This window comes from Microbacterium mangrovi (assembly GCF_000802305.1).
GTDB classification, from domain to species: Bacteria; Actinomycetota; Actinomycetes; order Actinomycetales; family Microbacteriaceae; genus Microbacterium; species Microbacterium mangrovi.
The window spans coordinates 277,671-303,448 of sequence record NZ_JTDK01000006.1; the positions used below are offsets into that span (position 1 = coordinate 277,671).

At 70.9% G+C, this 25,778-nt stretch carries 26 protein-coding genes; 10 read left to right on the forward strand and 16 right to left on the reverse strand.

The features are described 5' to 3' along the window. Positions 1–2 precede the first annotated feature (2 nt). From LK09_RS05185 to LK09_RS05215, 7 genes are all read right to left on the reverse strand, one after another. Positions 3–845 (reverse strand): shikimate dehydrogenase family protein, encoded by an 843-nt coding sequence (locus tag LK09_RS05185; RefSeq protein ID WP_039398078.1) that lies wholly within the window; start codon positions 843–845, stop codon positions 3–5. Next, positions 845–2,398, reverse strand: coding sequence for an endolytic transglycosylase MltG (gene mltG, locus LK09_RS05190; protein ID WP_039396840.1), 1,554 nt, complete (start codon positions 2,396–2,398; stop codon positions 845–847). Before mltG ends, LK09_RS05185 begins: the two co-directional genes overlap by 1 nt. Beyond that, a complete protein-coding gene (ruvX, locus tag LK09_RS05195; RefSeq protein WP_039396842.1) occupies positions 2,391–2,867 on the reverse strand; it encodes a Holliday junction resolvase RuvX in 477 nt (158 codons plus the stop codon). Before ruvX ends, mltG begins: the two co-directional genes overlap by 8 nt. Continuing rightward, positions 2,864–5,524: an alanine--tRNA ligase gene (gene alaS / locus LK09_RS05200; protein ID WP_039396845.1), complete on the reverse strand. Its 2,661-nt coding sequence runs from the start codon at positions 5,522–5,524 to the stop codon at positions 2,864–2,866. The genes ruvX and alaS overlap by 4 nt, the downstream gene beginning before the upstream one ends. 58 nt (positions 5,525–5,582) lie before the next feature. Then, positions 5,583–5,786 carry a hypothetical protein gene (locus LK09_RS05205; RefSeq protein ID WP_039396846.1) on the reverse strand — a complete coding sequence of 68 codons (204 nt, stop codon included), beginning with the start codon at positions 5,784–5,786 and terminating at the stop codon, positions 5,583–5,585. An 89-nt stretch (positions 5,787–5,875) separates the two neighbouring features. Then, entirely contained in the window at positions 5,876–6,505 is a 630-nt protein-coding gene (rpsD, locus tag LK09_RS05210) for a 30S ribosomal protein S4 (RefSeq protein WP_039396848.1), read from the reverse strand. 205 nt (positions 6,506–6,710) lie between these two features. Further along, a complete protein-coding gene (locus tag LK09_RS05215; protein WP_231562959.1) occupies positions 6,711–8,051 on the reverse strand; it encodes a replication-associated recombination protein A in 1,341 nt (446 codons plus the stop codon). Positions 8,052–8,209: 158 nt separating this feature from the next. Between LK09_RS05215 and LK09_RS05220 the strand changes: the two genes are divergently transcribed. Both LK09_RS05220 and LK09_RS05225 read left to right on the forward strand, forming a co-directional pair. Beyond that, the gene (locus LK09_RS05220; protein ID WP_039396850.1) at positions 8,210–8,434 is read left to right on the forward strand and encodes a DUF3107 domain-containing protein; all 225 of its coding nucleotides are present in this window, start codon (positions 8,210–8,212) and stop codon (positions 8,432–8,434) included. Then, a complete protein-coding gene (locus tag LK09_RS05225; protein WP_039396851.1) occupies positions 8,434–8,724 on the forward strand; it encodes a hypothetical protein in 291 nt (96 codons plus the stop codon). Before LK09_RS05220 ends, LK09_RS05225 begins: the two co-directional genes overlap by 1 nt. 33 nt (positions 8,725–8,757) lie before the next feature. On the opposite strand, the gene LK09_RS05230 is transcribed toward LK09_RS05225, so the two are convergent. Further along, positions 8,758–9,471, reverse strand: a complete 714-nt coding sequence (locus LK09_RS05230) for a ferritin-like fold-containing protein (RefSeq protein WP_039396855.1) — start codon at positions 9,469–9,471, stop codon at positions 8,758–8,760. Positions 9,472–9,649: 178 nt separating this feature from the next. Between LK09_RS05230 and LK09_RS05235 the strand changes: the two genes are divergently transcribed. Next, the gene (locus LK09_RS05235; protein ID WP_039396857.1) at positions 9,650–11,149 is read left to right on the forward strand and encodes a DEAD/DEAH box helicase; all 1,500 of its coding nucleotides are present in this window, start codon (positions 9,650–9,652) and stop codon (positions 11,147–11,149) included. Positions 11,150–11,165: 16 nt separating this feature from the next. Here the strand turns inward: LK09_RS05235 and LK09_RS05240 are convergent, their stop codons facing one another. Further along, the gene (locus tag LK09_RS05240) at positions 11,166–12,026 is read right to left on the reverse strand and encodes a PHP domain-containing protein (protein ID WP_039396867.1); all 861 of its coding nucleotides are present in this window, start codon (positions 12,024–12,026) and stop codon (positions 11,166–11,168) included. Between the two features lie 58 nt (positions 12,027–12,084). Here LK09_RS05240 and LK09_RS05245 point away from each other — a divergent pair, with 58 nt between their 5' ends. The 3 genes from LK09_RS05245 to LK09_RS05255 all read left to right on the forward strand — a co-directional run bounded on the left by LK09_RS05245 (position 12,085) and on the right by LK09_RS05255 (position 16,358). Then, positions 12,085–13,104 carry an endonuclease/exonuclease/phosphatase family protein gene (locus tag LK09_RS05245; RefSeq protein ID WP_039396869.1) on the forward strand — a complete coding sequence of 340 codons (1,020 nt, stop codon included), beginning with the start codon at positions 12,085–12,087 and terminating at the stop codon, positions 13,102–13,104. Between the two features lie 45 nt (positions 13,105–13,149). Continuing rightward, entirely contained in the window at positions 13,150–14,568 is a 1,419-nt protein-coding gene (locus LK09_RS05250; RefSeq protein ID WP_039396872.1) for an aminopeptidase P family protein, read from the forward strand. Positions 14,569–14,630: 62 nt separating this feature from the next. After that, complete coding sequence (locus LK09_RS05255; protein ID WP_082008141.1) at positions 14,631–16,358, forward strand: gamma-glutamyltransferase family protein; 1,728 nt, start codon at positions 14,631–14,633, stop codon at positions 16,356–16,358. A gap of 9 nt (positions 16,359–16,367) precedes the next feature. On the opposite strand, the gene LK09_RS05260 is transcribed toward LK09_RS05255, so the two are convergent. Both LK09_RS05260 and LK09_RS05265 read right to left on the reverse strand, forming a co-directional pair. Continuing rightward, positions 16,368–17,039, reverse strand: a complete 672-nt coding sequence (locus LK09_RS05260) for an alpha/beta hydrolase family protein (protein ID WP_039396876.1) — start codon at positions 17,037–17,039, stop codon at positions 16,368–16,370. Beyond that, positions 17,036–17,695 carry a general stress protein gene (locus LK09_RS05265; protein WP_052226435.1) on the reverse strand — a complete coding sequence of 220 codons (660 nt, stop codon included), beginning with the start codon at positions 17,693–17,695 and terminating at the stop codon, positions 17,036–17,038. The genes LK09_RS05260 and LK09_RS05265 overlap by 4 nt, the downstream gene beginning before the upstream one ends. Before the next feature lie 68 nt (positions 17,696–17,763). Between LK09_RS05265 and LK09_RS05270 the strand changes: the two genes are divergently transcribed. Genes LK09_RS05270 through LK09_RS05280 form a run of 3 tightly spaced genes read left to right on the forward strand, consistent with a single transcriptional unit; the run spans position 17,764 to position 20,707 of the window. After that, positions 17,764–19,053, forward strand: coding sequence for a magnesium transporter MgtE N-terminal domain-containing protein (locus LK09_RS05270; RefSeq protein WP_039396880.1), 1,290 nt, complete (start codon positions 17,764–17,766; stop codon positions 19,051–19,053). Then, positions 19,053–19,571 (forward strand): DUF1003 domain-containing protein, encoded by a 519-nt coding sequence (locus LK09_RS05275; RefSeq protein ID WP_039396882.1) that lies wholly within the window; start codon positions 19,053–19,055, stop codon positions 19,569–19,571. Before LK09_RS05270 ends, LK09_RS05275 begins: the two co-directional genes overlap by 1 nt. After that, positions 19,568–20,707 carry a P-loop NTPase gene (locus LK09_RS05280; RefSeq protein ID WP_039396885.1) on the forward strand — a complete coding sequence of 380 codons (1,140 nt, stop codon included), beginning with the start codon at positions 19,568–19,570 and terminating at the stop codon, positions 20,705–20,707. The genes LK09_RS05275 and LK09_RS05280 overlap by 4 nt, the downstream gene beginning before the upstream one ends. A gap of 31 nt (positions 20,708–20,738) precedes the next feature. Here the strand turns inward: LK09_RS05280 and LK09_RS05285 are convergent, their stop codons facing one another. After that, positions 20,739–21,128, reverse strand: a complete 390-nt coding sequence (locus LK09_RS05285; RefSeq protein WP_039396888.1) for a Sec-independent protein translocase family protein — start codon at positions 21,126–21,128, stop codon at positions 20,739–20,741. A gap of 76 nt (positions 21,129–21,204) precedes the next feature. Here LK09_RS05285 and LK09_RS05290 point away from each other — a divergent pair, with 76 nt between their 5' ends. After that, positions 21,205–21,843 (forward strand): O-methyltransferase, encoded by a 639-nt coding sequence (locus LK09_RS05290; protein WP_039396889.1) that lies wholly within the window; start codon positions 21,205–21,207, stop codon positions 21,841–21,843. A gap of 68 nt (positions 21,844–21,911) precedes the next feature. On the opposite strand, the gene LK09_RS21065 is transcribed toward LK09_RS05290, so the two are convergent. The 4 genes from LK09_RS21065 to dapE all read right to left on the reverse strand — a co-directional run bounded on the left by LK09_RS21065 (position 21,912) and on the right by dapE (position 25,758). Further along, positions 21,912–22,082 (reverse strand): DUF3117 domain-containing protein, encoded by a 171-nt coding sequence (locus LK09_RS21065; RefSeq protein ID WP_082008066.1) that lies wholly within the window; start codon positions 22,080–22,082, stop codon positions 21,912–21,914. Between the two features lie 82 nt (positions 22,083–22,164). Further along, the gene (locus tag LK09_RS05295; RefSeq protein WP_039396890.1) at positions 22,165–23,403 is read right to left on the reverse strand and encodes a glycosyltransferase family protein; all 1,239 of its coding nucleotides are present in this window, start codon (positions 23,401–23,403) and stop codon (positions 22,165–22,167) included. Between the two features lie 61 nt (positions 23,404–23,464). Then, positions 23,465–24,700: a hypothetical protein gene (locus LK09_RS05300; RefSeq protein WP_231562960.1), complete on the reverse strand. Its 1,236-nt coding sequence runs from the start codon at positions 24,698–24,700 to the stop codon at positions 23,465–23,467. Further along, positions 24,682–25,758, reverse strand: coding sequence for a succinyl-diaminopimelate desuccinylase (dapE, locus tag LK09_RS05305; protein ID WP_039396897.1), 1,077 nt, complete (start codon positions 25,756–25,758; stop codon positions 24,682–24,684). Before dapE ends, LK09_RS05300 begins: the two co-directional genes overlap by 19 nt. Positions 25,759–25,778: the final 20 nt, after the last annotated feature.

Below are 25,778 nucleotides of genomic sequence, written 5' to 3' on the forward strand. Positions count from 1 at the left end.
GTCTAGTCTCCCATGCGCGCGGCGTCGGCCGCGTCGCGCATGGCCTGCAGAACGTCATCTTCGCCGGGCAGTGCCGTTTCGGCGTCCCCCTGGACGAAGATCCGCACCTGGAGGAGGGCCTGCTGCAGGAGCATCCCGGATCCGGCGACGGCCCGACCCCCGGCGCGCTCCCAGGCCTCGGCGAGTGCGGTGGGCCAGTGTCCGTAGACGACGTCGTAGAGGAGTCCTCCGGATGCCGCCAGCGCGTCGGCGTCCTGCGGCGCGATCGCCGCGCCGCCCGGGAGCGTCGAGACGGTCAGCTCGAGCTCGCCCGCCGAGGGGGTTCCGAGAGGCTCCACGCGCACGCGCATGCCGAGCCGTTCTCCGAGCCCGACGAGCGGCTCGGCCGCCTCCGGGCGGCGCGCGCTGACGAGGACGCCCTCGGCTCCGAGCTCGCCGAGCGCCACGAGGGCCGACGTCGCCGTCGCGCCGGCGCCGACGATCCGCGCTTCGGAGACCGCCGAGACGCCCTGCTCGCCGAGGTCGCGGACGATGCCCCCGACATCGGTGTTGAAGCCGTGCGGGCCGTCCGCGCTCAGCAGGAGGGTGTTCACGGCGCCGGTCAGCGCCGCACGGCGGTCGCGCGTCCGGGCCGCCGCGTGCGCGACGCCTTTGAGCGGCATGGTCAGCGACAGGCCGCGATAGCTTTCGTCCAGGCCGGCGAGGGCTGTCACGAAGGATGCCTCATCCACCTGCCGCCGGTCATACGTCCAGTCCAGGCCCAGGGCCGCATAGGCTGCCGCGTGAAGCTGAGGGGAACGACTGTGCGCGATCGGGTCCCCCCACACCTGCAGGTGTGCGGGCATCAGCAGCCCGAGTTCGGGTTCGCCTTGCACCACGCCTGCATCTGGCTGATGGCCTTCTGGTGGTCCGCATAGTTCGACGAGAACACGGTCTGCCCGGTGTTCATGTTGACGGTCACGAAGTACAGCCAGTTGCCCGCGGCCGGGTTCAGCGCGGCAGCGATGGCCGCGGCACCCGGGCTCGAGATCGGCCCCTTCGGCAGGCCCGTGTGGACGTAGGTGTTCCACGGGTTGGGGTCGTTCAGCGCGGCGGACGACGAGCTCGCCGTGCCGTTGTGCAGCGACCCGTATCCGTACTGGGCGGTGGAGTCCATCTGCAGCTTCATGCCCTGGGCGAGGCGGTTGTCGATGACGCGGGCGACCTTCGGGAAGTCCTGCGCCTGGCGGGCCTCGCGCTGCACGATCGAGGCGATCGTGAGGATCTTCTGCTGGTCGGGTGCCGCCACCCCGGCATCCGAGAGCTCCTGCTTCATGCGGTCGACCATCGTCTTGATCACATCGTGCGCGGAGGTGCCGGGGTTGAACGTGTACAGCGCCGGGAAGAGCCAGCCCTCGAGTGACGGCGCGTCCACCCCGTAGTCCTTGGGGTTCTTCACGGCCGCTTGAAGGTCGGCGAGCTTGATGTTCAGCCCCGTCGACACGCGCTGCAGGATCTGCGACTGCGTGAGACCCTCCGGCAGCACGACCGAGTGATCGAGTCGGTTCTTCGAGTCCGCCATGGCCGACAGGGCGGCCTTGGCGGTCATCTCCTTCTGGAGCTTGTACACCCCCGGGTAGAACGTGGGGTTCTGCCCGGTGTCCAAGAGCATCTGGTAGAAGACGTTGGAGCTCTTCGTGACTCCGGCCTTGTAAAGCGTCGAGGAGATCGTGGACGGGATGTCGCCGGAGTTCACCGTCACGATCGCCTCGCCGTGCGCCTTTCCGGCGGGATAGTCGGCGGGAGCTGCGGTTCCGAACAGGTTCTTCAACTGCGGGGTGTACGTGTTCCAGACCCAGACGCCGCCCAGCACGAGGGCGACGATGACGGCCAGGGTGATCGTCCAGCCGATCCAGCGCCGGCGCTTGCGCGGCGGCTGGGGGGTGATCCATTGCACGTCATCCACGGCGTGATCCTCACCGGAGAGCAGCTGGGCGAATGCGTCGTCCTCGACCGGCCGTTCCGCCGTGGCGAGGGCCGCGTGGTACGACTCCCGCGCCATCGCGGGGGCGTCCTGTGCTGCGTAGGACCGCGGCGCCGGGGCCTCCGCGGAGAAGTCGAATGCCCGCGTGGGCGGGTCCGCCCGGTGCGGGTTCTGCGGGGCGGGACGCGTGGCGGCCGCCGGACGCGATGCCGCACCGGCGTCCGGGGCGGGTGCGGCGGGGGTGGATGCAGCAGTCGCCGGGTGTGCGGCAGCGGGGTCCACCGGGTGGGATGCCGCACCCGCGGCGGCGGCCCGGGCGGCCGCCTCTCGTGCGGCGCGCCGGGACCCCGGCGCTGCGGGCGCGGGACGAGCCGCCGCATCCGGCGTCGGCGTCGACGATTCGGGCATCTGGGGATCGTGGGGTGTGTCAGCCATGGTGGGGGGGTGCTGCGCGTGAGATGAGATCGCCGGGGGCGCGACCTGTCTGCTTCTCGACATCGATCGCATGCTGGAGGAGGACGACCGCCGCGATCTGGTCCACAATGTTACGCGAGTTGCGCTGGGATCTGCCCGAACTGCGCAGCGCCTGGTGAGCGGTCACGGTGGTGAGCCGTTCGTCCACCAGACGCACGGGCAGTCCGGACGCGTCGGCGAGGGCGCCTGCGAAATCGCGGGAATCCTGCGTCGACGGCGTGTCGTCGCCACTCAGGTTGAGCGGCAGCCCGACCACGAGCTCGATCGCCTCGTGCTCCTGCGCGAGAGCGACGATGCGGCGCACCGGCTCTTCGGCACGGGCGACGGTCTCCAGAGGCGTCGCGAGCATGCCGTCCGGGTCGCAGCGGGCGACACCGACGCGCGCCTTGCCCACGTCGATTCCCAGACGGATGCCGCGACGGAACGTCACGCGCCCGCTGCCGTGCTCGTGACGGCGGCGAGGGCGGCATCCAGCGCGGATGCATCCGCGCCGCCACCCTGAGCGACGTCGTCGCGGCCGCCGCCGCCTCCGCCGAGCACCGCGGCGGCGGCCTTGGCCAGGACGCCGGCCTTCGCTCCGGCCGCGCGGGCGGACTCGTTCGTCGCGACGATCACGACGGGCCGCTCGCCGACCACGGCGCCGAGGGCCACGATCGCGGCGTCGGCCCCGAGACGGTCACGGACCTGCAGCGCGAGGGTGCGCACGTCGTCGCCCGACGCGGCGGAGCCGATGCTCTGCGCCACCACCCGCGTGCCGCCCACGACGGTCGCCGTCGCGGCGAGCTGGGGTGCGCGGTCGGCCAGTGCCTTCTGCTCGAAGGCCGCGATCTTCTTCTCGGCGGCCTTGAGGTTCGCCGACAGCTCCGCGATGCGGGCGGGGAGCTGGTCGCGCGGGATCTTCAGCGCCGACGTCAGCTGCGAGACGATGGTGCGCTCGGCCGCCAGGTCGCGGAAGGCGTCCAGTCCGACCAGGGCCTCCACGCGGCGATTGGAAGCTCCCACGGACGATTCGCCGACCAGCGAGATGAGACCGACCTCGGCGCTCGAGGCGACGTGCGTCCCGGCACACAGTTCGCGCGACCAGGGGCCGCCGATGTCGACCATCCGCACCTCGGAGCCGTACTTCTCGCCGAAGAGGGCCATCGCGCCCAGGGCCTTGGCCTCGTCGAGCGGCATGATGCGCGTGGTGACCTCGAGGTTGTCGCGCACCGCGTTGTTGGCGATCTCCTCGATCTCGGTCTTGGTCTCGGCCGACAGCGCCTGACCCCAGGCGAAGTCGAACCGCAGGTAGCCGGCACGGTTCAGCGAACCGGCCTGGGTCGCGGTCTTGCCGAGCGTGTCGCGCAGCGCCGCGTGGACCAGGTGGGTCGCCGAGTGCGCCTGGCGCGCGGCCCGGCGGTTCGCCGCATCCACCACGCTCGTGGCGGGCTGGCCCACCGCGACCTCCCCCGCCGTCACCTCGACGGTGTGGCTGACGAGCCCCGGAACGGGCTTCTGCACGTCGAGCACCTCGAGCTCGTAACCGGGTCCGACGATGACGCCCTTGTCGGCGACCTGGCCGCCGGATTCCGCATACAGGGCGGTCTCGGCGAGGATCACCTCGGCGATCTGTCCCTGCACGGCGCGGTCGGCCGGGAGGCCGTCCACCAGCAGCCCCAGCACCGTCGAGCCGGTCTCCATCTCGGTGTAGCCGGTGAAGACCGTCTCGCCCTGGGCGCGGAAGTCCCGGTAGACGCTCTGGTCGGCGAGGGCGCGCTTGCGGGACTTGGCGTCCGCCTTGGCCCGGGCCTTCTGCTCGGCCATCAGCTCGTCGAACGCCGCACGGTCCACCTCGAGACCGGCCTCCTGCGCGACCTCGAGGGTGAGGTCGATGGGGAACCCGTACGTGTCGTGCAGCAGGAACGCGTCGGCACCGCCGAGAGAGGTGCCGCCCTTCTTCTTGGTGTCGTCGAGGGCGAGGTCGAGGATCGTCGACCCGGACGCCAGCGTGCGCAGGAAGGTCTCCTCCTCGGCGACGGCGTACTGCGAGATGCGCGCCCAGTCGTCCGAGACGACGGGGTAGGCATCCTTCATCGCGTCGCGCGACGCCGCGAACAGCTCCGGGAACGTCGGCGCATCGACCCCGAGCAGGCGCATGGCACGGACGGTGCGGCGCATCAGGCGGCGCAGGATGTAGCCGCGGCCCTCATTGGACGGCGTGACGCCGTCGGAGAGCAGCATGAGCGACGAGCGGACGTGGTCGGCGATCACCCGGAAGCGCACGTCGTCCTCGTGGACGGCGCCGTAGCGGCGGCCGGACAGCTCCGAGGCGCGATCGAGGACCGGTCGCACCTGATCGATCTCGTACATGTTCTCGACGCCCTGCTTGATGAAGGCGACGCGCTCCAGGCCCATGCCGGTGTCGATGTTCTGCTGCGGCAGGTCGCCGACGATGTCGAACTCGGTCTTGGACCGCACGTTCGTGATCGCGTACTGCATGAACACGAGGTTCCAGATCTCGGTGAACCGGTTGTCGTCGACGGCCGGTCCGCCGTCGCGGCCGTACTTGGGTCCGCGGTCGAAGTAGATCTCCGAGCAGGGGCCGGCGGGGCCCGGCTGACCGGTGGTCCAGTAGTTGTCCTCGCGGCCGAGGCGCTGGATGCGCTCCTCCGGCAGGCCGGCGATCTTGCGCCAGTACCCGGCGGCCTCGTCGTCGTCCTGGTAGACCGTCACCCACAGGTCGCGCTCGGCGAACCCGAGACCGCCGTCCGCCTCCGAGCGGGTCAGCAGATCCCAGGCGTACTCGATCGCGCCCTCTTTGAAGTAGTCGCCGAACGACCAGTTGCCGAGCATCTGGAAGAAGGTGCCGTGCCGGGCGGTGTGGCCGACCTCCTCGATGTCGTTGGTGCGGATGCACTTCTGCACGTCGACGGCACGCTTGTACGGCGCCGGGACCACACCGGTCAGATACGGGATGAACGGCACCATGCCCGCGATCGTGAAGAGGATCGACGGGTCGTCGCTCACGAGCGACGCGGACGGGACGACGACGTGGTCGTTCTTCTCGAAGTAGTCCAGGTAGCGCTGGGCGATGTCAGCGGTCTTCATGGCGTGCGAATCCTCGGGTCGGGCACGGAACTCCCGCGGGACGCGGAAGCGAGAGGTGTCAGTCGGCGGACGCGGCGGACGGCTCGGACGCCGACAGCCGATCCTGCTGGGTGCGGTAGGCGTCGCCGACGCGGTCGGCGAACTCGTTCATCCGGGCGTCCAGCGTGGCGAGGGCGACGTGGCCGCGCGGGTCGCGGTCCACGAAGTGCGCGGCGACGAATCCCGCTGCGACGCCCACCACGAACCACACCAGCTTCTGCATCCCCCCATCGTAGGCGAATTCGGTGGACGAACGCCCCAGACGCGACGAGGGCACCGGGTGTTCCCGGTGCCCTCGTGCAGTGCTGCCTCTTAGCGGGCTGCGTAGTACTCGACGACGAGCTGCACGTCACACGTGACGGGCACCTCGGCGCGCTTGGGGCGACGCACCAGACGCGCGTGGAGCTTGTCGAGCTCGACCTCGAGGTAGCCCGGAACCGGGGGCAGAACCTCGGCGTGGCCACCGGCAGCGGCGACCTGGAAGGGCTCGGTGCCCTCCGAGCGGGGCTTGACGTGGATGAGCTGACCCGGCTTCACACGGAACGACGGGCGGTCGACGAGCTCGCCGTCGACCATGATGTGACGGTGCACGACCAGCTGGCGAGCCTGCGCGGTGGTGCGGGCGAAGCCGGCGCGGAGCACCAGCGCGTCCAGGCGCATCTCGAGCAGCTCGACCAGGTTCTCACCGGTCAGGCCGTCCTTGCGGCGCGCCTCGTTGAAGGTGTTGCGCATCTGCTTCTCGCGGATGCCGTACTGCTCGCGCAGACGCTGCTTCTCGCGAAGGCGGACGGCGTAGTCGCTGTCCTGCTTGCGCTTGGTGCGGCCGTGCTCACCCGGAGCGTAGGGACGCTTCTCGAGGTAGCGCGCGGCCTTCGGGGTCAGCGCGACGCCGAGCGCACGCGACAGGCGGACCTTGCGGCGGTCCTGGGACTTCGTTGCCACGAAGTGTTCCTTCCATTCACGCGGCCGTGTCTTTCACGGCTCGCGGACGTATCGCCCGACTCCGCCCGCACGATCCGCACGCCGGGGCGCACCGCACGGTCTCCGTCAAGCGAAAGAATGCTCCGTCGATCGACAGACAGGAGGAGGGGGATGCCCGAAAACTGAGTTTCGAGCCGCTCAAGTCTACCAAACCTGCGAGCCGGCCTCAGTCGGCGTTCAGGATGCGGCGGATCTTCTCCAGACGCGCCTGCACATCGCGCTCCTGACCGTGGGCGGTGGGCTCGTAGTACCGGCGGCCGCGCAGGTCGTCGGGCAGGTACTGCTGCGGCGACACCCCCAGTTCGCTGTCGTGCGGGTACACGTAGCCCTTGCCGTGCCCGAGACGCTTGGCCCCCGGATAGTGCGCGTCGCGCAGATGCACCGGAACCCGGCCGAAGCCGCCCGCGCGCACATCGGCGATGGCCTGGTCGATCGCCACGTAGGCGGCGTTCGACTTCGCCGTCGTGGCGAGATACGCCGTGGCCTCGGCGAGCGGGATCCGGCCCTCCGGCATCCCGATGAAGGCGACCGCGTCGGCCGCGGCCACGGCGATCTGGAGCGCCTGCGGATCGGCCAGGCCGATGTCTTCGGCGGCGCTGATCACGAGGCGCCGGGCGATGAAGCGCGGATCTTCGCCGGCCTCGATCATGCGTGCGAGGTAGTGCATCGCGGCATCCACGTCGGACCCGCGGATGGACTTGATGAACGCGCTGATGACGTCGTAGTGCTCGTCGCCCTGGCGGTCGTAGCGCAGCAGCGCCTTGTCGACGGCCTGGGCCACGGTGTCGGCGGTGACCACCGCCTCGTTCGGCGACCCCTCCGAGGCCGCGGCCGTCTGCACGGACGCCGCGGCGGCTTCGAGGCCGGTCAGGGCGCGGCGCGCGTCGCCTGAGGACAGCCGCACGAGCGCCGCGCGCGCGGCCTCGTCGAGTGTGACTGAGCCCGCCAGCCCGCGCGGGTCGGAGACCGCCCGGTCGATGAGGACTCCCAGGTCGTCGTCGGACAGCGGCTGGAGCGTCAGGAGCAGCGAGCGGGACAGCAGCGGCGAGATCACCGAGAACGAGGGGTTCTCGGTGGTCGCGGCGATCAGGACGACCCAGCCGTTCTCGACGCCGGGCAGCAGCGCGTCCTGCTGAGCCTTGGTGAAGCGGTGGATCTCGTCGAGGAAGAGGATCGTCGACACGCCGTAGAGGTCGCGCTGGTCGAGGGCGTCCTGCATGACGGTGCGGACGTCCTTCACCCCGGCGGTGACCGCCGAGAGCTCGACGAACCGACGCCCCGAGGAGCGCGCGATCGCCTGCGCGAGCGTCGTCTTGCCCGTTCCGGGCGGCCCCCAGAGGATCACCGAGACGGATGCCGCGACCGTGGCGTCGGGGTCGGCGAGGGCCACCAGGGGCGCGCCGGGCCGGAGCAGATGCCGTTGACCGGCGACCTCGTCGAGACTCGTCGGCCGCATCCGCACCGCGAGCGGGGTCTGCCCGGGAAAGAGCGCGGAGGGGACGGTCACCCCACCAGGCTATCCGCGGGCTCCGACGTCGGACGCGGAGCGTGCCGTGTTCGCCCACGGCGTGACCGCGGGCGGCCGGGCCGTCGCACGCCGTGTCGTAGGCTGGCGATGTCGCCGGACACCGGCATCCTGATCCCCGCCCAGAAAGGCTGCACTCCGTGGAGATTCGCATCGGCATCGCCAACACTGGACGCGAGCTCAACTTCGAGACCAACGACTCCGCCGACACCGTGCGCAAGTCGGTCGGAGACGCGCTGGAGTCCGCGGCCGCCCACGTGTCGTTCACCGACAACAAGGGCAACTCGTACATCGTGCCCACGGCGAGCCTCGCCTACGTCGAGCTCGGCACCGAAGACGTCCGCCGCGTCGGTTTCGTCGCCTGATGCAGATCATCCTCGGCGTGCTCTTCGGGGCGTGCTGGGGCCTGGCCGCGCACTTCGCGCTGCCGGGCCGCGACACCCGCGGACCCGCCCTCGGGCCGGTCCTGGGCGCCGTGGTCGGCGGCGCCGTCTGGCTGGCCCTGACCTGGGCCGGCCTCACGGTCGAGAACGGCTGGCTGTGGGTGGCATCGCTGGTCGCTCCCGCCGTGGTGTGCTTCGTCGTGATCCCGATCCTGACCCGCGTGCGCACCGCCCACGACCAGCGCGAGCGCGAACGCCTCGGACTCGGCTGATCGCGCCGCGATCTCACGACGCGTGAGACCGCGTCAGGCGGCGAGCCCCAGCGCCTCCATGCGGCGGCTGTGCGCGGCCATCAGGTCCGTGAACATCGGGTCGACGCGCTTCTCGTCGTCGGCGTCCGCCGACTGCAGACGCAGCACGCCGCGCGCGACCAGGAGCGTGTCGCCGACGAGGCGCCGCCCCCAGAGGGCCAGGAGCGACTGCCACTGCGGGTCCTCCGCCATCCGGGACAGCAGGATGGCCACCAGCGCCTCGCGGTCGTCATCGGCCTGCAGGATCCGCGCGACCTTGCGACCGGCCTCGCCGTAGGTGACCGCCAGCCGGTTGTAGAAGTCGTCGAGCAGGCCCGCGGTCAGATGGACCGTCAGCATCGTCTCTTCGGGACGGACGCCCTGCGTCGCCTCGCGGAACTCGTCGAGGGGCTCGCGGAACGGGAACATGAGCTCCGTCGGGTCTCCCCCACGCTCCCGGATCAGCACGACCAGCGCCTGGTGCTTGCGCAGCGCGGCGCCCGCCGCGCGCGAGAGCGCCTCCTTGTCGCCGAGCGCGGGAAGCTCCGCGATGAGGTGGCTCAGCGTCTCGAAGTATCCGAGCTGCAGGTACGCCGCCTGGCCGAGGTAGGTGTCGACGTCCGGGGCGAGGGTCTCGAACGCCACGCGGACGGCATCGCCGGCCTCGTCGCGGGACCGCAGCCGCAGCGTGCGCGACGCCGGAGCACGGCGGGTCAGCCACTCGAACATCCCCTCAGCTTAACGAACACGCACCCGCACCGACGGGGCCGAACCGGGCGGATCGTGGCCGCTCCGTTACAATCGGGATGCCCCGGCATCGGATCGGGGCCCCGCGCCTGCGGTTCGAGAAGGGCGTGGATCCAACGCCGGGCGGCTGCGCCGCCCCCTCACCGAACAGGTAGCAATCGTGACGACCTTCGCCGACCTCGGCGTCGACCAGGACATCGTCGAGGCGCTCAGCGCGCGCGGCATCCAGGACGCGTTCCCCATCCAGGAGCAGACCATCCCGCTGGGGCTTCCCGGCCAGGACATCATCGGCCAGGCCAAGACCGGCACCGGCAAGACCTTCGGCTTCGGCATCCCGGTCGTCCAGCGCCTCGGGCTCGACCCCGAACCGGGCGTCAAGGCGCTCATCGTGGTGCCCACCCGCGAACTGGCCGTGCAGGTGTTCGAAGACATGGACATGCTCACGTCGAACCGGTCCACGAGCGTGGTGGCCATCTACGGCGGCAAGGCGTACGAGGGCCAGATCGACCAGCTGAAGGCCGGCGCGCAGATCGTGGTCGGCACCCCTGGCCGTCTCATCGACCTCGCCGGGCAGCGTCTGCTCGACCTGTCGAACGCCACGGAGGTCGTCCTCGACGAGGCCGACAAGATGCTGGACCTCGGGTTCCTCCCCGACATCGAGAAGATCTTCCAGAAGCTGCCGGCGGTCCGCCACACCCAGCTGTTCTCGGCCACCATGCCCGGACCCATCATCGCGCTCGCGCGCCGGTTCATGACCGACCCGATCCACATCCGGGCCACCGATCCCGACGAGGGGCTCACGCAGGCCAACATCCGTCACCTGGTCTACCGCGCCCACTCGCTCGACAAGGACGAGGTCATCGCCCGCATCCTGCAGGCCCGCGGTCGCGAGAAGACGGTCATCTTCACCCGCACCAAGCGCGCCGCGCAGAAGCTCGTCGACGAACTCGGCGATCGCGGCTTCAACGCGGCCGCCGTGCACGGCGACATGAGCCAGGAGGCCCGCGAGCGTTCGATGGCCGCCTTCAAGGCCGGCAAGCGCGACGTGCTCATCGCGACGGACGTCGCCGCCCGAGGCATCGACGTCGACGACGTCTCGCACGTGATCAACCACACCATCCCCGACGACGACAAGACGTACCTGCACCGCGCCGGCCGCACCGGTCGCGCCGGTCGCACCGGCGTCGCGGTCACGTTCGTGGACTGGGAAGACCTCCACAAGTGGGCGCTGATCAACCGCGCCCTCGAGTTCGGCCAGCCCGAGCCCACCGAGACCTACTCGTCCAGCCCGCACCTGTACACGGACCTCGACATCCCCGAGGGCACGAAGGGCCGGATCGCCACGGCGCCCAAGACGACGCCCGTGCGCACCGCGCCGCCGAGCGCCGCGGACGCCGCGGAAGAGGGCGCCTCCACCGGCGGCACGCGTCGCCGTCGCCGCCGCCGCACCGGATCGGAGCGTGTCGGCTCGACGTTCGAAGAGGAGTCGGCGGCATCCGGTTCCGAGTCCGGGTCCGCGCCGGCGTCCGCCGACGAGCCGGCCGAGGGCGCTGGCACGCACGACGGCCAGGGCAAGGAGCACCACGACGGCAAGCCGGCCGCCGCGCGTCGTCGCCGGCGTCGCCGCCCGACCGGCGGAAGCGCTCCGGCAGGATCCTGACGGAAGGCGCGTCGGTCTAGGCGTAGACCGGCGCGCTTCCCGTGGCGCGGTCGATGATGCGCTGCACCATGTCGTCCGACGTGGTGTTCTCGCCGGGAAGGTTGGGCTTGCCGGCTCCGTGGTAGTCGCTCGATCCGGTGACGATCAGATCGTGGGCGGCGACCAGCTCGCCCAGGCGCGTCAGCCCCGGCTCCCGGTTCTCCCGGTGACCGACCTCGAAGCCCGCCAGCCCCGCCTCGACGAGGCGCTCGAGCAGGTCTACCGGCAGCAGCCCGGCCCGCCCTGCCGGATGGGCGATGATCGGCACTCCCCCGGCCCCCACGACGAGCGAGACTGCCGTCAGCGGGTCGGGTGCGAACAGCGAGACGTAGTAGTCGCTGCGCGGGTGCAGGATGTCGGCGAAGGCCTCCGTGCGATCGGCCACGATGCCCCGCGCGATGAGCGCGTCGGCGATGTGCGGTCTGCCGACGGTCGCTCCGTCGGTCGTCTTGGCCACCACGTCGGCCCACGTCAGGTCGTAGTCGACGCCGATCCGCTCCACCATCACCGACACCCGCTTCTCGCGGGACTCGCGCACCCGGGCGATCATCGCCCCCAGGTCGGCGTCCTCGGGGTCGATGAGGTACGAGAGCACGTGCACGCTTCGGCCGCCGTACTTCGCCGACATCTCCATTCCCGGGATGAACGTCATGCCGAGTTCGCGGGCGCGTCCGGCGGCTTCGGCCCACCCGGACGTGGTGTCGTGGTCGGTGAGGGATGCCGTGCGGATGCCGTGCGCATGGGCGGCATCCATCACCACCGCGGGAGACTCCGTGCCGTCGGAGTTCTGCGAGTGCAGGTGCAGGTCTGCCGGCCCTCGGAATCGCTGCGGAGTCATAACCCCGACAGTACTGGCATCCGCTCATCTCACAGGCTGCTGACATAGAGTCGCGGACGTGCTGCGGCTGCTCGGAATCGTCCTCGCTCTGCTGTGCGCAGTGGGCGCGGCGGTGATCACCTGGCCATCTCTGTTCCACCTCGAGCGGACCCTCCCCTTCGCTCAGATCGTGTCCTTCCGCGGGCTCGTCGCGGCCGGCTTCGCCGTGCTGCTGGTCGTCGCGCTGCTGCTCCTGTTCGTCCGGCCGATCCGTGCGTTCGCCGCCGCGCTGGCGCTCATCGCCCTCGTCGCCGGCGCGGCGAACGCGGCGGTGGTGTTCTCCCGCGGAACGGGCACGGACGCGCTGCCGACCAAGAGCGGCGGCGCCATCCGGGTCATGGAGTGGAACACCGCCGGCGAGGCCACGTCGCCCGAGACGATCGCGCAGACGGCGGTCGCGATGGATGCCGACGTCGTCACCCTGCCCGAGACCACCATCGCCACCGGCGAGAAGGTCGCGATCGCGATGCGCACGATGGGCCACCGGATGTGGGCGTACCACACGCAGTACGGCGAGCACGGCTGGGATGCCAGCTCCACGACCATCCTCATCAGCCCCCGGCTCGGCACCTACTCGGTGATCGAGTCCTCCGTCCACGGCACGAGCAACACCTCGACCGTGCCCAGCGCCGTGGCGATGCCCACGGACGGCAAGGGCCCGATCATCGTGGCCGCGCATGCCGTCGCCCCGCGGCGTGTGGCGATGGCCGGCTGGCGGCACGACCTGCAGTGGATCGCCGACCAGTGCGCCTCGGCGAACGTCATCGTCTCCGGAGACTTCAACGCCACCCTCGACCACATGACCGGGTACGGGGTCGACGGCGGCACGATGGGCCGGTGCCGGGATGCCGCGTCCCAGACGGGCAACGGGGGCGTCGGGACCTGGCCGACGAAGCTGCCCGCTCTCGCCGGAGCCCCGATCGACCACGTGATGGCCACGCCGAACTGGAAGGTCGCGGGCTCGCTCGTACTGCGCTCGCGTGACGGATCCGGCAGCGACCACCGCCCGCTGGTGGTCCAGCTCGACCCGGTCGGCTGACCGGCGTCGGACGCCGAAGCGGCCGGCCGGTGCGAGACTGGAGGCATGAACTCCGCCGCTGACGCCGTCACCGAATCCACCCAGCACAAGAGCGGCACCACGAACCGCCGCCAGCCGTTCCCGCAGGGCTTCCTCGACACGATCTCGGTGGGGTGGGCCGCCCGTCCCGAGACCACGCCGCCGGCGCGCCCCCAGGCCGAGTTCGCCGCCGCGCGCCGGGCCCGTCTCTCGGCCGAATTCCCCGGCAAGCGCCTGGTGATCCCGGCCGGCGAGCTCAAGCAGCGCAGCAACGACACGGACTACCCGTTCCGCGCCCACTCCGCGTTCGCTCACCTCACGGGCTGGGGAGCGGACTCCGAGCCGGGTTCGGTGCTCGTCCTCGATCCCACGGAGTCCGGCCACTCCGCGACGCTCTACTTCCGCGAGCGTGCCGACCGGACGACGACCGAGTTCTACAGCGACGCGCAGGTCGGCGAGTTCTGGATCGGTCCGCGGCCCGCGCTCGCCGGCGTCGCCGCAGACCTCGCGATCGACACGGCGCACATCGATTCGTTCGACGCGTCCGAGGACGACCTGGTGGTCGACGCGGACGACGATCTGACCCGCGCCGTGTCCGAACTTCGCCTCGTCAAGGACGACTACGAGATCGCCCAGATGCGCCTCGCCGTCGACGTCACCGCACGCGGCTTCGACGACATCATCCGCGAGCTCCCCCGAGCCCAGGCGCACGAGCGGGGCGAACGCATCGTCGAGGGCGTCTTCCACCAGCGCGCCCGTTCCGACGGCAACGGCGAGGGCTACGACACCATCGCCGCCTCCGGGCCGCACGCCTGCTACCTGCACTGGACGCGCAACGACGGCGCGGTCGTCGACGGCGACCTGATCCTCGTCGACGCCGGGGTCGAGATCGACAGCCTCTACACGGCCGACATCACCCGCACCATCCCGGTCGCCGGGACCTTCACGCCCGTGCAGCGCCGCGTCTACGAGACCGTCCGCGAGGCCGCGGACGCCGCCTTCGCGATCGCGCGGCCCGGCATCCGGTTCCGCGAGCTGCACGAAGCGGCGATGGGCGTCATCGCGCGGCGCACGGCCGAGTGGGGCCTGCTCCCTGTCACCGCCGAGGAGGCACTCGATGCGGACCGGGGCGGACAGCACCGCCGCTACATGGTGCACGGCACCAGCCACCACCTCGGCATCGACGTGCACGACTGCGCCCAGGCGCGGCGCGACATGTACTACGACGGCGTCCTCACCCCGGGCATGGTGTTCACCATCGAGCCGGGCCTGTACTTCCAGATCGACGACGTCACCGTGCCCGAGGAGCTCCGCGGCATCGGCGTGCGCATCGAGGACGACGTCCTGGTCACCGCCGACGGGGTGGAGAACCTCTCCGCCGGCATCCCGCGCACGGCCGACGAGGTCGAGGCCTGGGTGGCCCGGGTGCGCTCGGACGCGCGGTGAGCGACGGCTTCACGCCCCCGGCCGACTTCACCACCCGCCCGACCCTGACGGGCACGTTCGGCATGGCCGCGTCCACGCACTGGATCGCCACGGGCGTCGCACAGGCGATGCTCGAGCGCGGTGGCAACGCGTTCGACGCCGTGGTGGCGGGCGGATTCGCGCTGCACCTCGTCGAGCCGCACCTGAACGGCCCGGGCGGTGACCTCGTCGGCATCTTCGCGACCGCCGACGCGCCGGTCACGCCGCGCGTTCTGATGGGGCAGGGCCCCGCACCCGCCGGGGCCACGATCGAGCACTTCCGCTCCGAGGGCCTCGACCTCGTCCCCGGCGCGGGCGGGCTCGCGGCGGCGATCCCGGGAGCGGTGGATGCCTGGCTGCTGCTCCTTCGGGACCACGGACGGATGCCGCTCGCCGATGTCCTCTCCCCCACCATCGAGTACGCGCGCACCGGAGTGCCGCTGTCGGCCTCCGCGGCCGCGACGCTGGGGCGCGTTGCCGGACTCTTCCGTGATCACTGGCCGTCTTCCGCGGAGCTGTGGCTGCCCGACGGCGCGATGCCCGCCGACGGCGACGTGGTGCGCTACCACGCCTATGCGCGGCTGCTCGAGGGTCTCGTGGACGCCGCCGCGCCGGCCGCCGACCGGGCCGTCGCCATCGACGCGGCCCGTGCATTCTGGGCCGAGACGGTCGGCCGGGAGGCAGCCGCGTTCCTCGCGACGCCGCACCGGCATTCCGACGGCGCCGACCACGCCGCAGTGATCCGCGCGTCGGACGTCACGGCTTTCCGGGCATCGTTCGAAGAGGCGGTGACCGTCCGCTTTCGCGGTCGCACCGTCGCGAAGGCGGGCGTCTGGACGCAGGGTCCGGCACTCCTGGAGGCCCTCGCCGTCCTCGACGGTCTTCCGGACGAGAAGCTGGACCCCTCCCGCCCGGAGGGCGCGCACACGATCGTCGAGACGCTCAAGCTCGCCCTCGCCGACCGGGACGCATTCTTCGGCGACGGGGTCGACGCTTCCGTTCTGCTCACGCCCCCGTACGTGTCCGCCCGCCGGGATCAGATCGGAGCCGAGGCGTCGCGCGCCTGGCGGCCCGGCGCACCGGCTGGCGTCCGCGGCTTCCACCCTCCGCTCGTCATCGGCGATCAGACCGACGAGGACGATTCGCTCGGCGTCGGCGAGCCCACGGTCGCACCCACCGGCCAGACCCGCGGCGACACCTGCCACATCGACGTCGTCGACCGGTGGGGCAACATCGTCGCGGTCACGCCGTCGGGAGGATGGCTCCAGTCGTCGCCGACGATCCCGGCGCTCGGCTTCTGCCTGGGCACGCGACTGCAGATGACCTGGCTCGACGGGGCCGCACCCTCCGCGCTGCGGCCGGGCGCGCGCCCGCGCACGACGCTGACGCCCACCCTCGTGCTCACGGACGACTCGGCGATGGCGATCGGGACACCCGGCGGCGACCAGCAGGACCAGTGGCAGCTGCCCGCTCTGCTCCGGATGCTCGTCGGCGGCTATACGCCGCAGCAGGCGATCGACGCGCCGGCGCTCCACACGACCGCCTTCATCGACTCCTTCTGGCCGCGCACGTGGACCCCGGCCGGTGTCGTCGTGGAGCGGCGGATCGGGGTCGACGTCATCGACGGGCTCCGGGCCCGCGGCCACGATGTGGCGGTGTCCGGCGACTGGTCGCTGGGAAGGCTGTGCGCCGTGGGCGTGGACCGCCGCACGGGTCGGCTGTGGGCGGCGGCGAACCCCCGCGGGATGCTGGGGTACGCCGCCGGCCGGTGACCTTCGCGGTCAGCCCGCGGTCGCGGGTCTGAGGGCCGCGACGACGACGTCGGCGATCGCGTCGACGATCTGCGCCGACGTGCGCTTCTGACCCCCGACCTTGTAGCTGTGGTCGCCGTCGACCCAGACGATGCGCGCATCGGCGCAGGAGGCGACGGCTTCTTCGAGCTGCTCGTGCGGCACGACGAACGGGTCGGTGCGCCCGGACACGAACACCTGCGGCTGCGTGATGCGCGGGAGGTGCTCCACGCGCGGCTTGTCCGGTCTCCCGGGCGGATGCAGCGGGTAGCTGAGGTACAGGAGACCGGCCGGCGCGATGCGCCCCTCCGCGGCCGCCAGGGAGGCCATGCGCCCGCCGTAGGAGCGACCGCCCGCCCAAACCGGAAGATCGCCGAACGCCGCCGAAGCCAGCACCTGTTCCCAGGCCGTGACCGCGTGCGCGGCGGGGCCCGGCACCCGGCGTCCGAGCTCGGCGTAGGGCAGGTTGAAGCGCAGCGTGCTGACGCCGCGCCGGGCGAGTGCGGCGCACAGGTCGACGAGGAACGGGCTGTCGTAGCGCGATCCTGCGCCGTGCGTGAGGACGTACGCCGCCCAGGCGGCATCGGCCGTGGTGACCGCCGCGCTCACGTCGACCGCGCCGGCGGCGAGGTCGACGCGGATGCGGCGCTCGTCGGGGCTCATTCGCCCGGGCGCGGCGGCTGCTCGTCGGGCCCCTGGGGCGGCTCTGCCTCGGGCGCCGCCTCCGGCTCGACCCCGGGGACGGCAGGCGGTGCGAGCCGCTCGCCGTAGCGAGGCGGCTCCTGACCGGTGGGCGGCGGGGCGCTCGGCGGCGGGGTGCTCGACGACGAGGCGGGCGGCACGACGGGTGCGGCGGGGCCGGCGCCCAGGATCTGCCGGGCACGGTGGATGCTGGTGGGAAGCACCGTGACGTCGTAGTGGTCGGCCAGCACCTGCGTGACCGAGGCGAAGTCGCGCCGGCGTCGCATCAGCGCATAGCCGATGATGCTCAGCAGCATGCCCAGCGCGATGCCGATGAACATCACGCCGACGAAGGCGGAGATCGGCACCGACGGCGTGCCGAGCACGAAGATGGCCGAGAAGATGAGGCCGAGGAGCAGGCCGTTCATCGCGCCCTGGCGGGCCGCGGTGGCGTACCCGAGGCGCCCGGTGACCCGCTCGATGGAGCGCAGGCCGCTGCCGACGATGGCGATCTCGCGGGCGGGGACGCCCGCGGAGATCAGCGTGGACACCGCCTTCTGCGCGCCCTCGTACGCGGGAAAGCTTGCGACGATCTCGCCCGTCTCGGTGCTGTTCCGGCCCGGGCCCGACATACTCATGGCTCCATCCTCGCATGCGGGGCGCGCGGTTCATCTGCGGTGCGCCTCGTCCGACTACGCTTGAGCGAGTGAGCACGCAGAGGGTCTTCGTGGCGCGCCTGGCCGGGTGCGCGGTTTTCGACCCCGCCGGCGACCGGCTGGGCAAGGTCCGCGACGTCGTGGTCGTCTATCGCAACGACGCTCCTCCGCGGGTCATCGGCCTCATCGCCGAGATTCCCGGGCGGCGCCACGTCTTCATGTCGATCGGGCGCGTGACCTCGATCGCCACCGGGCAGGTCATCACCACCGGCCTCATCAACGTGCGTCGCTTCGAGCAGCGCGGCGGCGAGGTCCGCGTCATGGCCGAACTCCTCGGTCGCAAGGTCTACTTCCGCGACGGCAGCGGGTACGCCGTCATCGAGGACGTCGCCATCGAGCGCAACCGGCTCGGCGAGTGGGACGTCGGTCAGCTGTTCCTGCGCAAGCCGAAGACCACCGCCTCGCCGTTCGCCAAGGGCCCCACGACGTTCGCCCAGTGGGGCGACGTGCGCGAGCAGCAGAATCCGGGTGAGGCCCAGTCCGCCGAGCAGCTGATCGCCAGCTATTCCGATCTGAAGCCGGCCGACCTGGCCAACACGCTGCTGGATCTGCCCGCCGATCGCCTTCTCGAGGTCGTCGACGAGCTCAGCGACGACCGGCTCGCGGATGCTCTGGAAGAGATGCCCGAGGACGAGCAGGTGCACATCCTCGAATCGCTCGACGACGAGCGCGCCGCCGACATCCTCGACGCGATGGAGCCGGACGACGCCGCGGACGTCCTGGGCCAGCTCTCGGACGAGCAGCGCGAGGGCCTGCTGGAGCTCATGGAGCCCGAAGAGGCCGAAGACATCCGCGCCCTCCTGAAGTACAACCCGGACACCGCCGGCGGTCTCATGACCTCCGAGCCCATCGTCCTGTCGGCGGATGCCACGGTCGCCGAGGCACTCGCCCTCATCCGACGCCACGAGCTGCACCCGGCACTGGCTGCGGCGGTCTTCGTGACCCTGCCGCCGTACGAGACTCCGACGGGCCGCCTGCTGGGCACCGTGCACTTCCAGCGGATGCTGCGCTACCCGCCGCACGAGCGCCTCGGCGCGATCATCGACGACACGCTCGACCCGGTCCCCGCCACGGCGTCCGCCGCGGAGGTCGCGCGCATGCTCGCCAGCTACAACCTCGTGTCGCTGCCGGTCATCGATCAGGCTCATCGCCTCGTGGGCGCGGTGTCGGTCGACGACGTTCTCGACTACCTCCTCCCCGAGGACTGGCGATCTCATGACTCCCGGTCCGAACCCGATCCCGTTCCCACTGACACTGCGAGTATTCCAAGGAGGCGCTGATGGCCCGCACGAACCGGCAGACATCCCTCGATGCACCGCGCGGGCTCTCATCGCGGCGGGCCCGGCCCGCGCAGTCCAGTGATCGCTTCGGCCGCTTCTCAGAGGCGTTCGCGCGGGCGATGGGCACGTCTGGCTTCCTCATCGGGATGACGATCTTCGTGACCGTCTGGCTGACGTGGAACATCTGGATGCCGCCGCAGTGGCAGTTCGACCCGGCGAAGACCAACTTCACCCTCCTCACGCTGATCCTCTCGCTGCAAGCGTCGTACGCCGCGCCCCTCATCCTGTTGGCGCAGAACCGGCAGGACGACCGTGACCGCGTGCAGATCGAACAGGATCGTCAGCGTGCGGAGCGCAACCTCGCCGACACCGAGTACCTGGCGCGCGAGATCGTGGCCCTGCGGCTCGCGCTCAGCGACATGACCGGCGACACCGTCACCCGGGATGTCCTCCGCGTGGAGCTGCGGACGTTCCTCGAACAGCTCGACGCCCGCGAGCAAGGACGAACCGCCTCATGACGGGCCCGAGCCTCAGCGACAGCGTCCGCGCCGCCGTCGGCGCGGTCAGCGACCCCGAACTGCGCCGTCCCCTCGCCGAACTCGGAATGATCCGAGCCGTCACCGCCGAGGGCACCACGGCGCACGTGGAGGTCGCGCTCACCATCGTCGGCTGCCCCGCCGCCGATCGGATCGAGCGGGACGTCCGGGATGCCGCAGCATCGGTCGCGGGCATCGATGCCGTCGATCTGACGCTCACGGTGATGTCTCCGGCCGAGCGCGCGGACCTCATCGAGCGGCTGCGCGGTGCCCGGCGCATGCCTTTCACGGCGGACTCCCTCACCCGCGTGATCGCCGTCACGAGCGGCAAGGGCGGTGTCGGCAAGTCGTCGGTCACGGCGAACCTGGCGGCCGCCCTCGCCCGACGCGGGCTCCGGGTGGGCCTCGTCGACGCCGACGTGCACGGCTTCTCGATCCCCGGCATCCTCGGTCTCACCGATGAAGACGGACACGTGACCCGCCCCACCCGCATCGACGACCTCATCGTGCCGCCGATCGCGCACGACGTGAAGGCCATCTCGATCGGGATGTTCCTGCGGGAGGGTGAAGAGCGCTCGGCGGTCGCCTGGCGCGGACCGATGCTCCACCGCACCGTGCAGCAGTTCCTGACCGACGTCTTCTTCGGCGATCTGGACATCCTCCTGCTGGACATGCCTCCGGGAACCGGCGACATCGCCATCACGGTGGGCCAGCTCCTCCCCCACGCGGAGGTTCTCGTCGTCACCACCCCGCAGGCCGCGGCCGCCGACGTCGCGGTGCGCAGCGGGCTCGTGGCCCGGCAGACGGGGCAGCGGGTCATCGGCGTGGTCGAGAACATGGCGCCGCTGGCGCTGCCGGACGGGACCGTGCTCGACCTCTTCGGCAGCGGCGGCGGGCAGGCGGTCGCCGATCAGCTGTCGACCGACGGCGAACCGGTGCCCCTGCTCGCCTCGATCCCCCTCAGCGCGGCTCTGCGCGCAGCAGGTGATCGCGGAGCGCCGGTCGTGATCGCCGAGCCGCACGATGCCGCCGCGCGGGCGATCGACGCGCTGGCGGCGACCATCGCGTCGCAGGGCCGGGGTCTTGCCGGCCGCCGGCTGGATGTCTCCGTCCGCTGATCTCGCAGGCGGTGGCGAAACCGAGCCCCGGTCAGGTGGCTTCGAGATCGAAGGGCGGGACCTTGCCGGGCACGAAGGTCGCGCGAGCCGCCGACTCGGGGGCGGACTCCGGCGGGTCGAGGGTCGGCGACGGCGCTGCGCTCTTGGCGGATGCGGCGACCGGTGCGTCGTCGAGGAGGGCCTCGCGGATGATGCGGCGCGGGTCGTACTGGCGCGGGTCGAGCTGACGCCAGTCCACGTCGTCGAAGTCCTCGCCCATCTCTTCGCGCATGCGGTCTTTGGCGCCGTTGAGGAACTCGCGGGCGCGCACCGTGAACTGCGCCAGCATGGCCGCATACTTGGGGAGCCGCTCGGGCCCCAGAAGCATCGCGGCGATCAAACCGATCACCAGGAGCTTCTCAACGGTCAGGCCGAACATCATGAGATACAGATTACCTGCCGTGGGAGGCCGGGAGCAGATGAATTCGCCGCGTAGAGTGTGTGAGGAGGTCAAACGGATGGGCGAATACGACGCGAGTGCGCGCTTCGTGGCGGAAGCGACCGTCGAACCGGAGCACATCACCCGGGCGCGCGCGCATGCCCTCGAACTCGGCGCCGCGCCGATCAGCGCCGCGCTGGGCGCCCAGATCGCGCTCCTGGCCGCCGTCTCGGCCGCCCAGAACATCGTCGAGATCGGGACGGGTGCCGGGGTCTCCGGACTCTGGCTGCTGCACGGCGCACCGCGAGCCGTGCTCACCACGATCGACAGCGAGCCGGAGCATCTCGCCGTCGCGCGTCAGGCCTTCGCGCAGGCACGCGTTCCGGCGGCGCGCACGCGATTCATCACCGGCCGGGCCGCCACCGTGCTGCCGCGCATGAACGAGGCGTCCTACGACATCGTCCTGATCGACGCCGATCCCGAGGGGGTCCTCGAGTACGTCGAGCACGGGCTGAGCCTCGTCCGCCCGGGCGGGATGGTCCTCGTTCCCCGCGTCCTCCGCGGCGGCGCCGTGGCAGACCCGGTCAAGCGCGACGCGGTCACGACCGCGTACCGCACCCTCATCCACGAGACCCAGACCTCCCCCGCGGTCATCGCCGCTCTCTCGACCACCGGCGAGGGGCTCCTGCAGCTCACCACGGTCACCGAGACCCTCTAGGCACCCGCCGCGACACGAAGAAGCGGCCGGTCATCCGACCGGCCGCTTCTTCGTGTCGCGTTCTGCGCTCAGGCGTTGACCACGCCACCGAGCACGTCGTAGAGCTCTTTCGCCTCGTCGTCGTTCACCGAGACGACGAGTCGACCGCCGCCTTCGAGGGGAACCCGAACGATGATCAGGCGCCCTTCCTTGACGGCCTCCATCGGCCCATCTCCGGTACGCGGCTTCATGGCTGCCATCGGCGCTCCCTTTCGTTAGTGGTCTGATTCCTTAGTTTATCCTGGGTGCGCGGCGGCCCTGAAATCCGGCGGGCCGGTCAGCTCATGGAACCCGCCATTTGGTGTTGCCCAGCGCGTACATGTCGTAGATCCACAGCGCCTGAAGAACGAGGCACGCGACGAGCACTCCGATCCGCCAGACGCGCGAACGCGGCACCGCCGCCGCTCCCCACAGAGGCGAGAGCGGGAACAGCAGCCGGAAGAGGCTCGACTGCGGGAAGAACACGGCGAGCAGGTAGAGGACGTAGCTCGCGCTCCAGAGTCGAAGCTCCACGCCCAGGCGGCGCACGTGCGGCTCGAAGAGCAGAAGCGCGCCGACGGCCAGCACCCCGACCGCCAGGCCGACGTATCCGAGTACGGCCGGAAGGTGCAGGTGCGCCACGCCGAGGAGGATCCCCTGCACGAAGCCGTCGAACGGAGCGAAGCTCGCGCGGATGTCGTGGGTCCAGTTCGCGCGCCAGGCCGTCTCGGTATCGACATAGGCGCTGCTCGATCCGGTGACGACCCCCGCGATCACCTGCCACGCCATCCCGGCGATGAAGGCCCACACCGCCAGCAGGCAGACGTTGACGAGCTCCCACGCGGGGAGGGGCTCGACGCGCCGCCGCCAGACTCGCCAGATGCCGTAGAGCCCGAGGAACAGCGCGATCGGCAAAGCGAGTGGACGCGTGGCCGCCAGGAGAGGGATGAAGAGGTACAACCAGGCGTAGCGGCGGGCCAGCACGCCCCAGAGGATCAGGACGAGGAACAGCTCCCCGAGCGATTCCGCGTAGCCGATCTGGAACAGCGCCGCGAGCGGTCCGGACACGAAGAAGACCACCGCCCACATCGCGGCGCTCTCGTCCATCTTCATCAGCCAGATGCGGTGCAGCACGAGCGCCGTGAGGTAGCCGGCGACGAGCGAGATGACGAGGGCGCCCGCACCCCAAGCGCCGAGCGGCATCCCGAGGTATTTGGCAAGGGTCGGATACAGCGGCATGAATGCCCAGGTGTTGGCCGCGACCTCACCGTGTGGGGTCAGCGGAAGCGTGGCGGGATATCCGTGCTCGGCGACCCGGCGATACCAGACGGCGTCCCACGCGAGGAGATACCGCAGGACGCCCGGGTGGTCTCCCAGCCGGGACTGCGGGCCCGACAGCAACGAAGCCCCCGCGAAGAACAGGGTGGTGACTCCACGGGCGAGGAGGTACCACACGCCGATCCATGCCCACGCGGGCAACCGACGGCGACGTGCGTTGCGGGATCCGTCGAGAGTCGGCGCAAGCGCCCGGACTTCTGTCACGCCAGAAGTGTAAGAACAGGCGCCTGGGAGTTGGCCCGACCCGCGACAGGACGTCCGTGTGTCAGGGAATGCGCCAATAGGTGTCGCCGAGTGCGTACATGTTGTAGATCCACAGCGACTGGCCGACCAGGCAGCACACCAGCACGACCACGCGCCACGCTCGCGAGCGCGGCACGGCCAGCGCACCCCAGAGCGGCGACAGCGGGAACAGCAGCCGGAAGATGCTCGACTGGGGGAAGAAGACCGCGAACAGGTACACGAGGTAGCTCGCCGACCAGAGCCGCACCTCGACACCGACGCGCCGGACGTGCGGTTCGAAGATCAGCAGTGCCGCGATGGCGACGACCAGCACGGCGAGTGCGACGTACGCCACCGTCGCGCTCAGCCCCCAGGTCGAGAACCAGAAGGCGACGCCCTGGAGGAAACCGTCGAAGGGCGCGAAGGCGGAGGTCGAGTCCGGAAGCCAGTTGCGCCGCCAGGCGAGTTCGGTCGTCAGGTAGGCATTCGCGTCGCCGGTGACCAGCCCCGCGATGACCTGCCACGCGAACCCGACCACGGCAGCCCACGCGGCCAGTACGACGATGTGAACCACCTCGGCCGCGTGCAGGGGCTCGGTGCGACGACGGACGAAGCGCCAGATCCCGAACAGGCCGAGGAAGAGCGCGAGGGCGAGGACGCCCGGTCGCGTGAAGCCGAAGAGCGGGATGAGCAGGTACATCCACCCGTAGCGGCGCCGCACCACGCACCAGAGGATCAGGACGAGCCACAGCAGGCCCAGCGCCTCGGCGTATCCGACCTCGAACAGTGCCGCGAGCGGCGCCGAGACGAAGAAGACGACCGCCCACATCGCGGCGTCCGGCTCGAGCCGGGTGCGCCAGATCCGGTGCAGCACGAGTGCACACAGGTAGCCGGCCACGAGCGAGATGAGGACCGCCCCGACGCCCCACGATCCCACCGGGGTGCCGATGATCTGGGCAAGATATGCGTAGACGGGCATGAAGGCCCACTGGTTCTCCGCCACCTGGCCGGTATCCGTCAGCGGGAGCGTCGTGGGGTAGCCGTTGAGCGCCGTGAACCAGTACCACTGGGCGTCCCAGCCCAGCATGAGGTTGCCGATCCCCGGGGACACGCCGAACCGTGACCGGGGTCCGGACATCGCGGATGCCGCGGCGAGCATGCCCGTCGTGATCAGCCGCGCGACGAGGTAGAGGATGCCGATCCGGATCCACGCCGGAAGCGCCTGCCAGCGCGACGTGCGCGTGCGCTCGGCCTCGGCGGTCAAGAAGCTGTCAGCCACGCGCGAAGGCTCCGCTCCACGGTCTCGATCTGCGAGACCGGAACGCGCTCCTCGTCGTGATGGGCCAGATGCGGGTCACCGGGACCGTAGTTGACCGCGGGAACGCCGAGTGCTGAGAAGCGTGCGACGTCCGTCCACCCGTATTTCGGCTTCGGCGTCGCGCCGACGGCGGCCACGAACTCCTGGGCGATCGGGGCGTCGAGACCCGGGCGCGCGCCTTCGGCGCCGTCCGTGATCTCGACGTCGAAACCCTCGAACACGTTGCGGACGTGCGCCTCGGCCTTGGCCAGCGACCGACTCGGGGCGAAGCGGTAGTTGACCTCGATCTCGCACAGGTCGGGGATCACGTTCCCGGCCACGCCGCCGTCGATGCGGACGGCGTTCAGGCCCTCGCGGTACACGAGACCGTCGACGGTCACGTTGCGGGGTCGGTACTCGGCCAGGCGCATCAGGGCGGGGGCGGCGTGGTGGATCGCGTTCTCGCCGATCCAGGCCCGCGCGCTGTGCGCCCGCACCCCGTGGGTGCGCACGACCGCGCGAAGCGTTCCATTGCATCCCCCTTCGACCTCGCCGTTCGAAGGTTCCCCGAGGATCGCGAAATCACCCGCGAACAGGTCCGGTCGTGTCCGCGAAAGACGGTTGAGACCGTTCAGATCCGCCGTGACCTCCTCGTGGTCGTACCACATCCAGGTGATGTCGATCCGGGGGTCGACGAGTTCGGCCGCGAGCTTCAGCTGCACGGCGACCCCGGCCTTCATGTCGACGGTGCCGCGTCCCCAGAGGTGCGGGACGCCGTCGATGTCGACCTCGCGGACCGGCACGTTGGCGTTGATCGGCACGGTGTCGATGTGGCCCGCGATCACGACGCGCTGTCCGCGGCCGCGATCGGTGCGCGCCACGATCGTGTCGCCGTCGCGGTGGACGTCGAGGTGCGACAGTGCGCCGATCGCGCGGTGGATGGCGTCGGCGAGCGTCTTCTCGTCACCGGAGACACTGGGCACGTCGCAGATCGCACGGGTGAGGTCGACGGACGAGGCGGACAGATCAAGCTCCGGCATCCCCCGAGTCTATCGGCGTC

Coding starts and splice junctions, on each gene's coding strand:
- LK09_RS05185 (WP_039398078.1), bottom strand. CDS start 845: ATGCCCGCACACCTGCAGGTGTGGGGGGACCCGATCGCGCACAGTCGT.
- mltG (WP_039396840.1), bottom strand. CDS start 2,398: ATGGCTGACACACCCCACGATCCCCAGATGCCCGAATCGTCGACGCCG.
- alaS (WP_039396845.1), bottom strand. CDS start 5,524: ATGAAGACCGCTGACATCGCCCAGCGCTACCTGGACTACTTCGAGAAG.
- LK09_RS05205 (WP_039396846.1), bottom strand. CDS start 5,786: ATGCAGAAGCTGGTGTGGTTCGTGGTGGGCGTCGCAGCGGGATTCGTC.
- LK09_RS05225 (WP_039396851.1), top strand. CDS start 8,434: ATGCAGATCATCCTCGGCGTGCTCTTCGGGGCGTGCTGGGGCCTGGCC.
- LK09_RS05230 (WP_039396855.1), bottom strand. CDS start 9,471: ATGTTCGAGTGGCTGACCCGCCGTGCTCCGGCGTCGCGCACGCTGCGG.
- LK09_RS05240 (WP_039396867.1), bottom strand. CDS start 12,026: ATGACTCCGCAGCGATTCCGAGGGCCGGCAGACCTGCACCTGCACTCG.
- LK09_RS05250 (WP_039396872.1), top strand. CDS start 13,150: ATGAACTCCGCCGCTGACGCCGTCACCGAATCCACCCAGCACAAGAGC.
- LK09_RS05255 (WP_082008141.1), top strand. CDS start 14,631: ATGGCCGCGTCCACGCACTGGATCGCCACGGGCGTCGCACAGGCGATG.
- LK09_RS05260 (WP_039396876.1), bottom strand. CDS start 17,039: ATGAGCCCCGACGAGCGCCGCATCCGCGTCGACCTCGCCGCCGGCGCG.
- LK09_RS05265 (WP_052226435.1), bottom strand. CDS start 17,695: ATGAGTATGTCGGGCCCGGGCCGGAACAGCACCGAGACGGGCGAGATC.
- LK09_RS05275 (WP_039396882.1), top strand. CDS start 19,053: ATGGCCCGCACGAACCGGCAGACATCCCTCGATGCACCGCGCGGGCTC.
- LK09_RS05280 (WP_039396885.1), top strand. CDS start 19,568: ATGACGGGCCCGAGCCTCAGCGACAGCGTCCGCGCCGCCGTCGGCGCG.
- LK09_RS05285 (WP_039396888.1), bottom strand. CDS start 21,128: ATGATGTTCGGCCTGACCGTTGAGAAGCTCCTGGTGATCGGTTTGATC.
- LK09_RS05290 (WP_039396889.1), top strand. CDS start 21,205: ATGGGCGAATACGACGCGAGTGCGCGCTTCGTGGCGGAAGCGACCGTC.
- LK09_RS21065 (WP_082008066.1), bottom strand. CDS start 22,082: ATGGCAGCCATGAAGCCGCGTACCGGAGATGGGCCGATGGAGGCCGTC.
- dapE (WP_039396897.1), bottom strand. CDS start 25,758: ATGCCGGAGCTTGATCTGTCCGCCTCGTCCGTCGACCTCACCCGTGCG.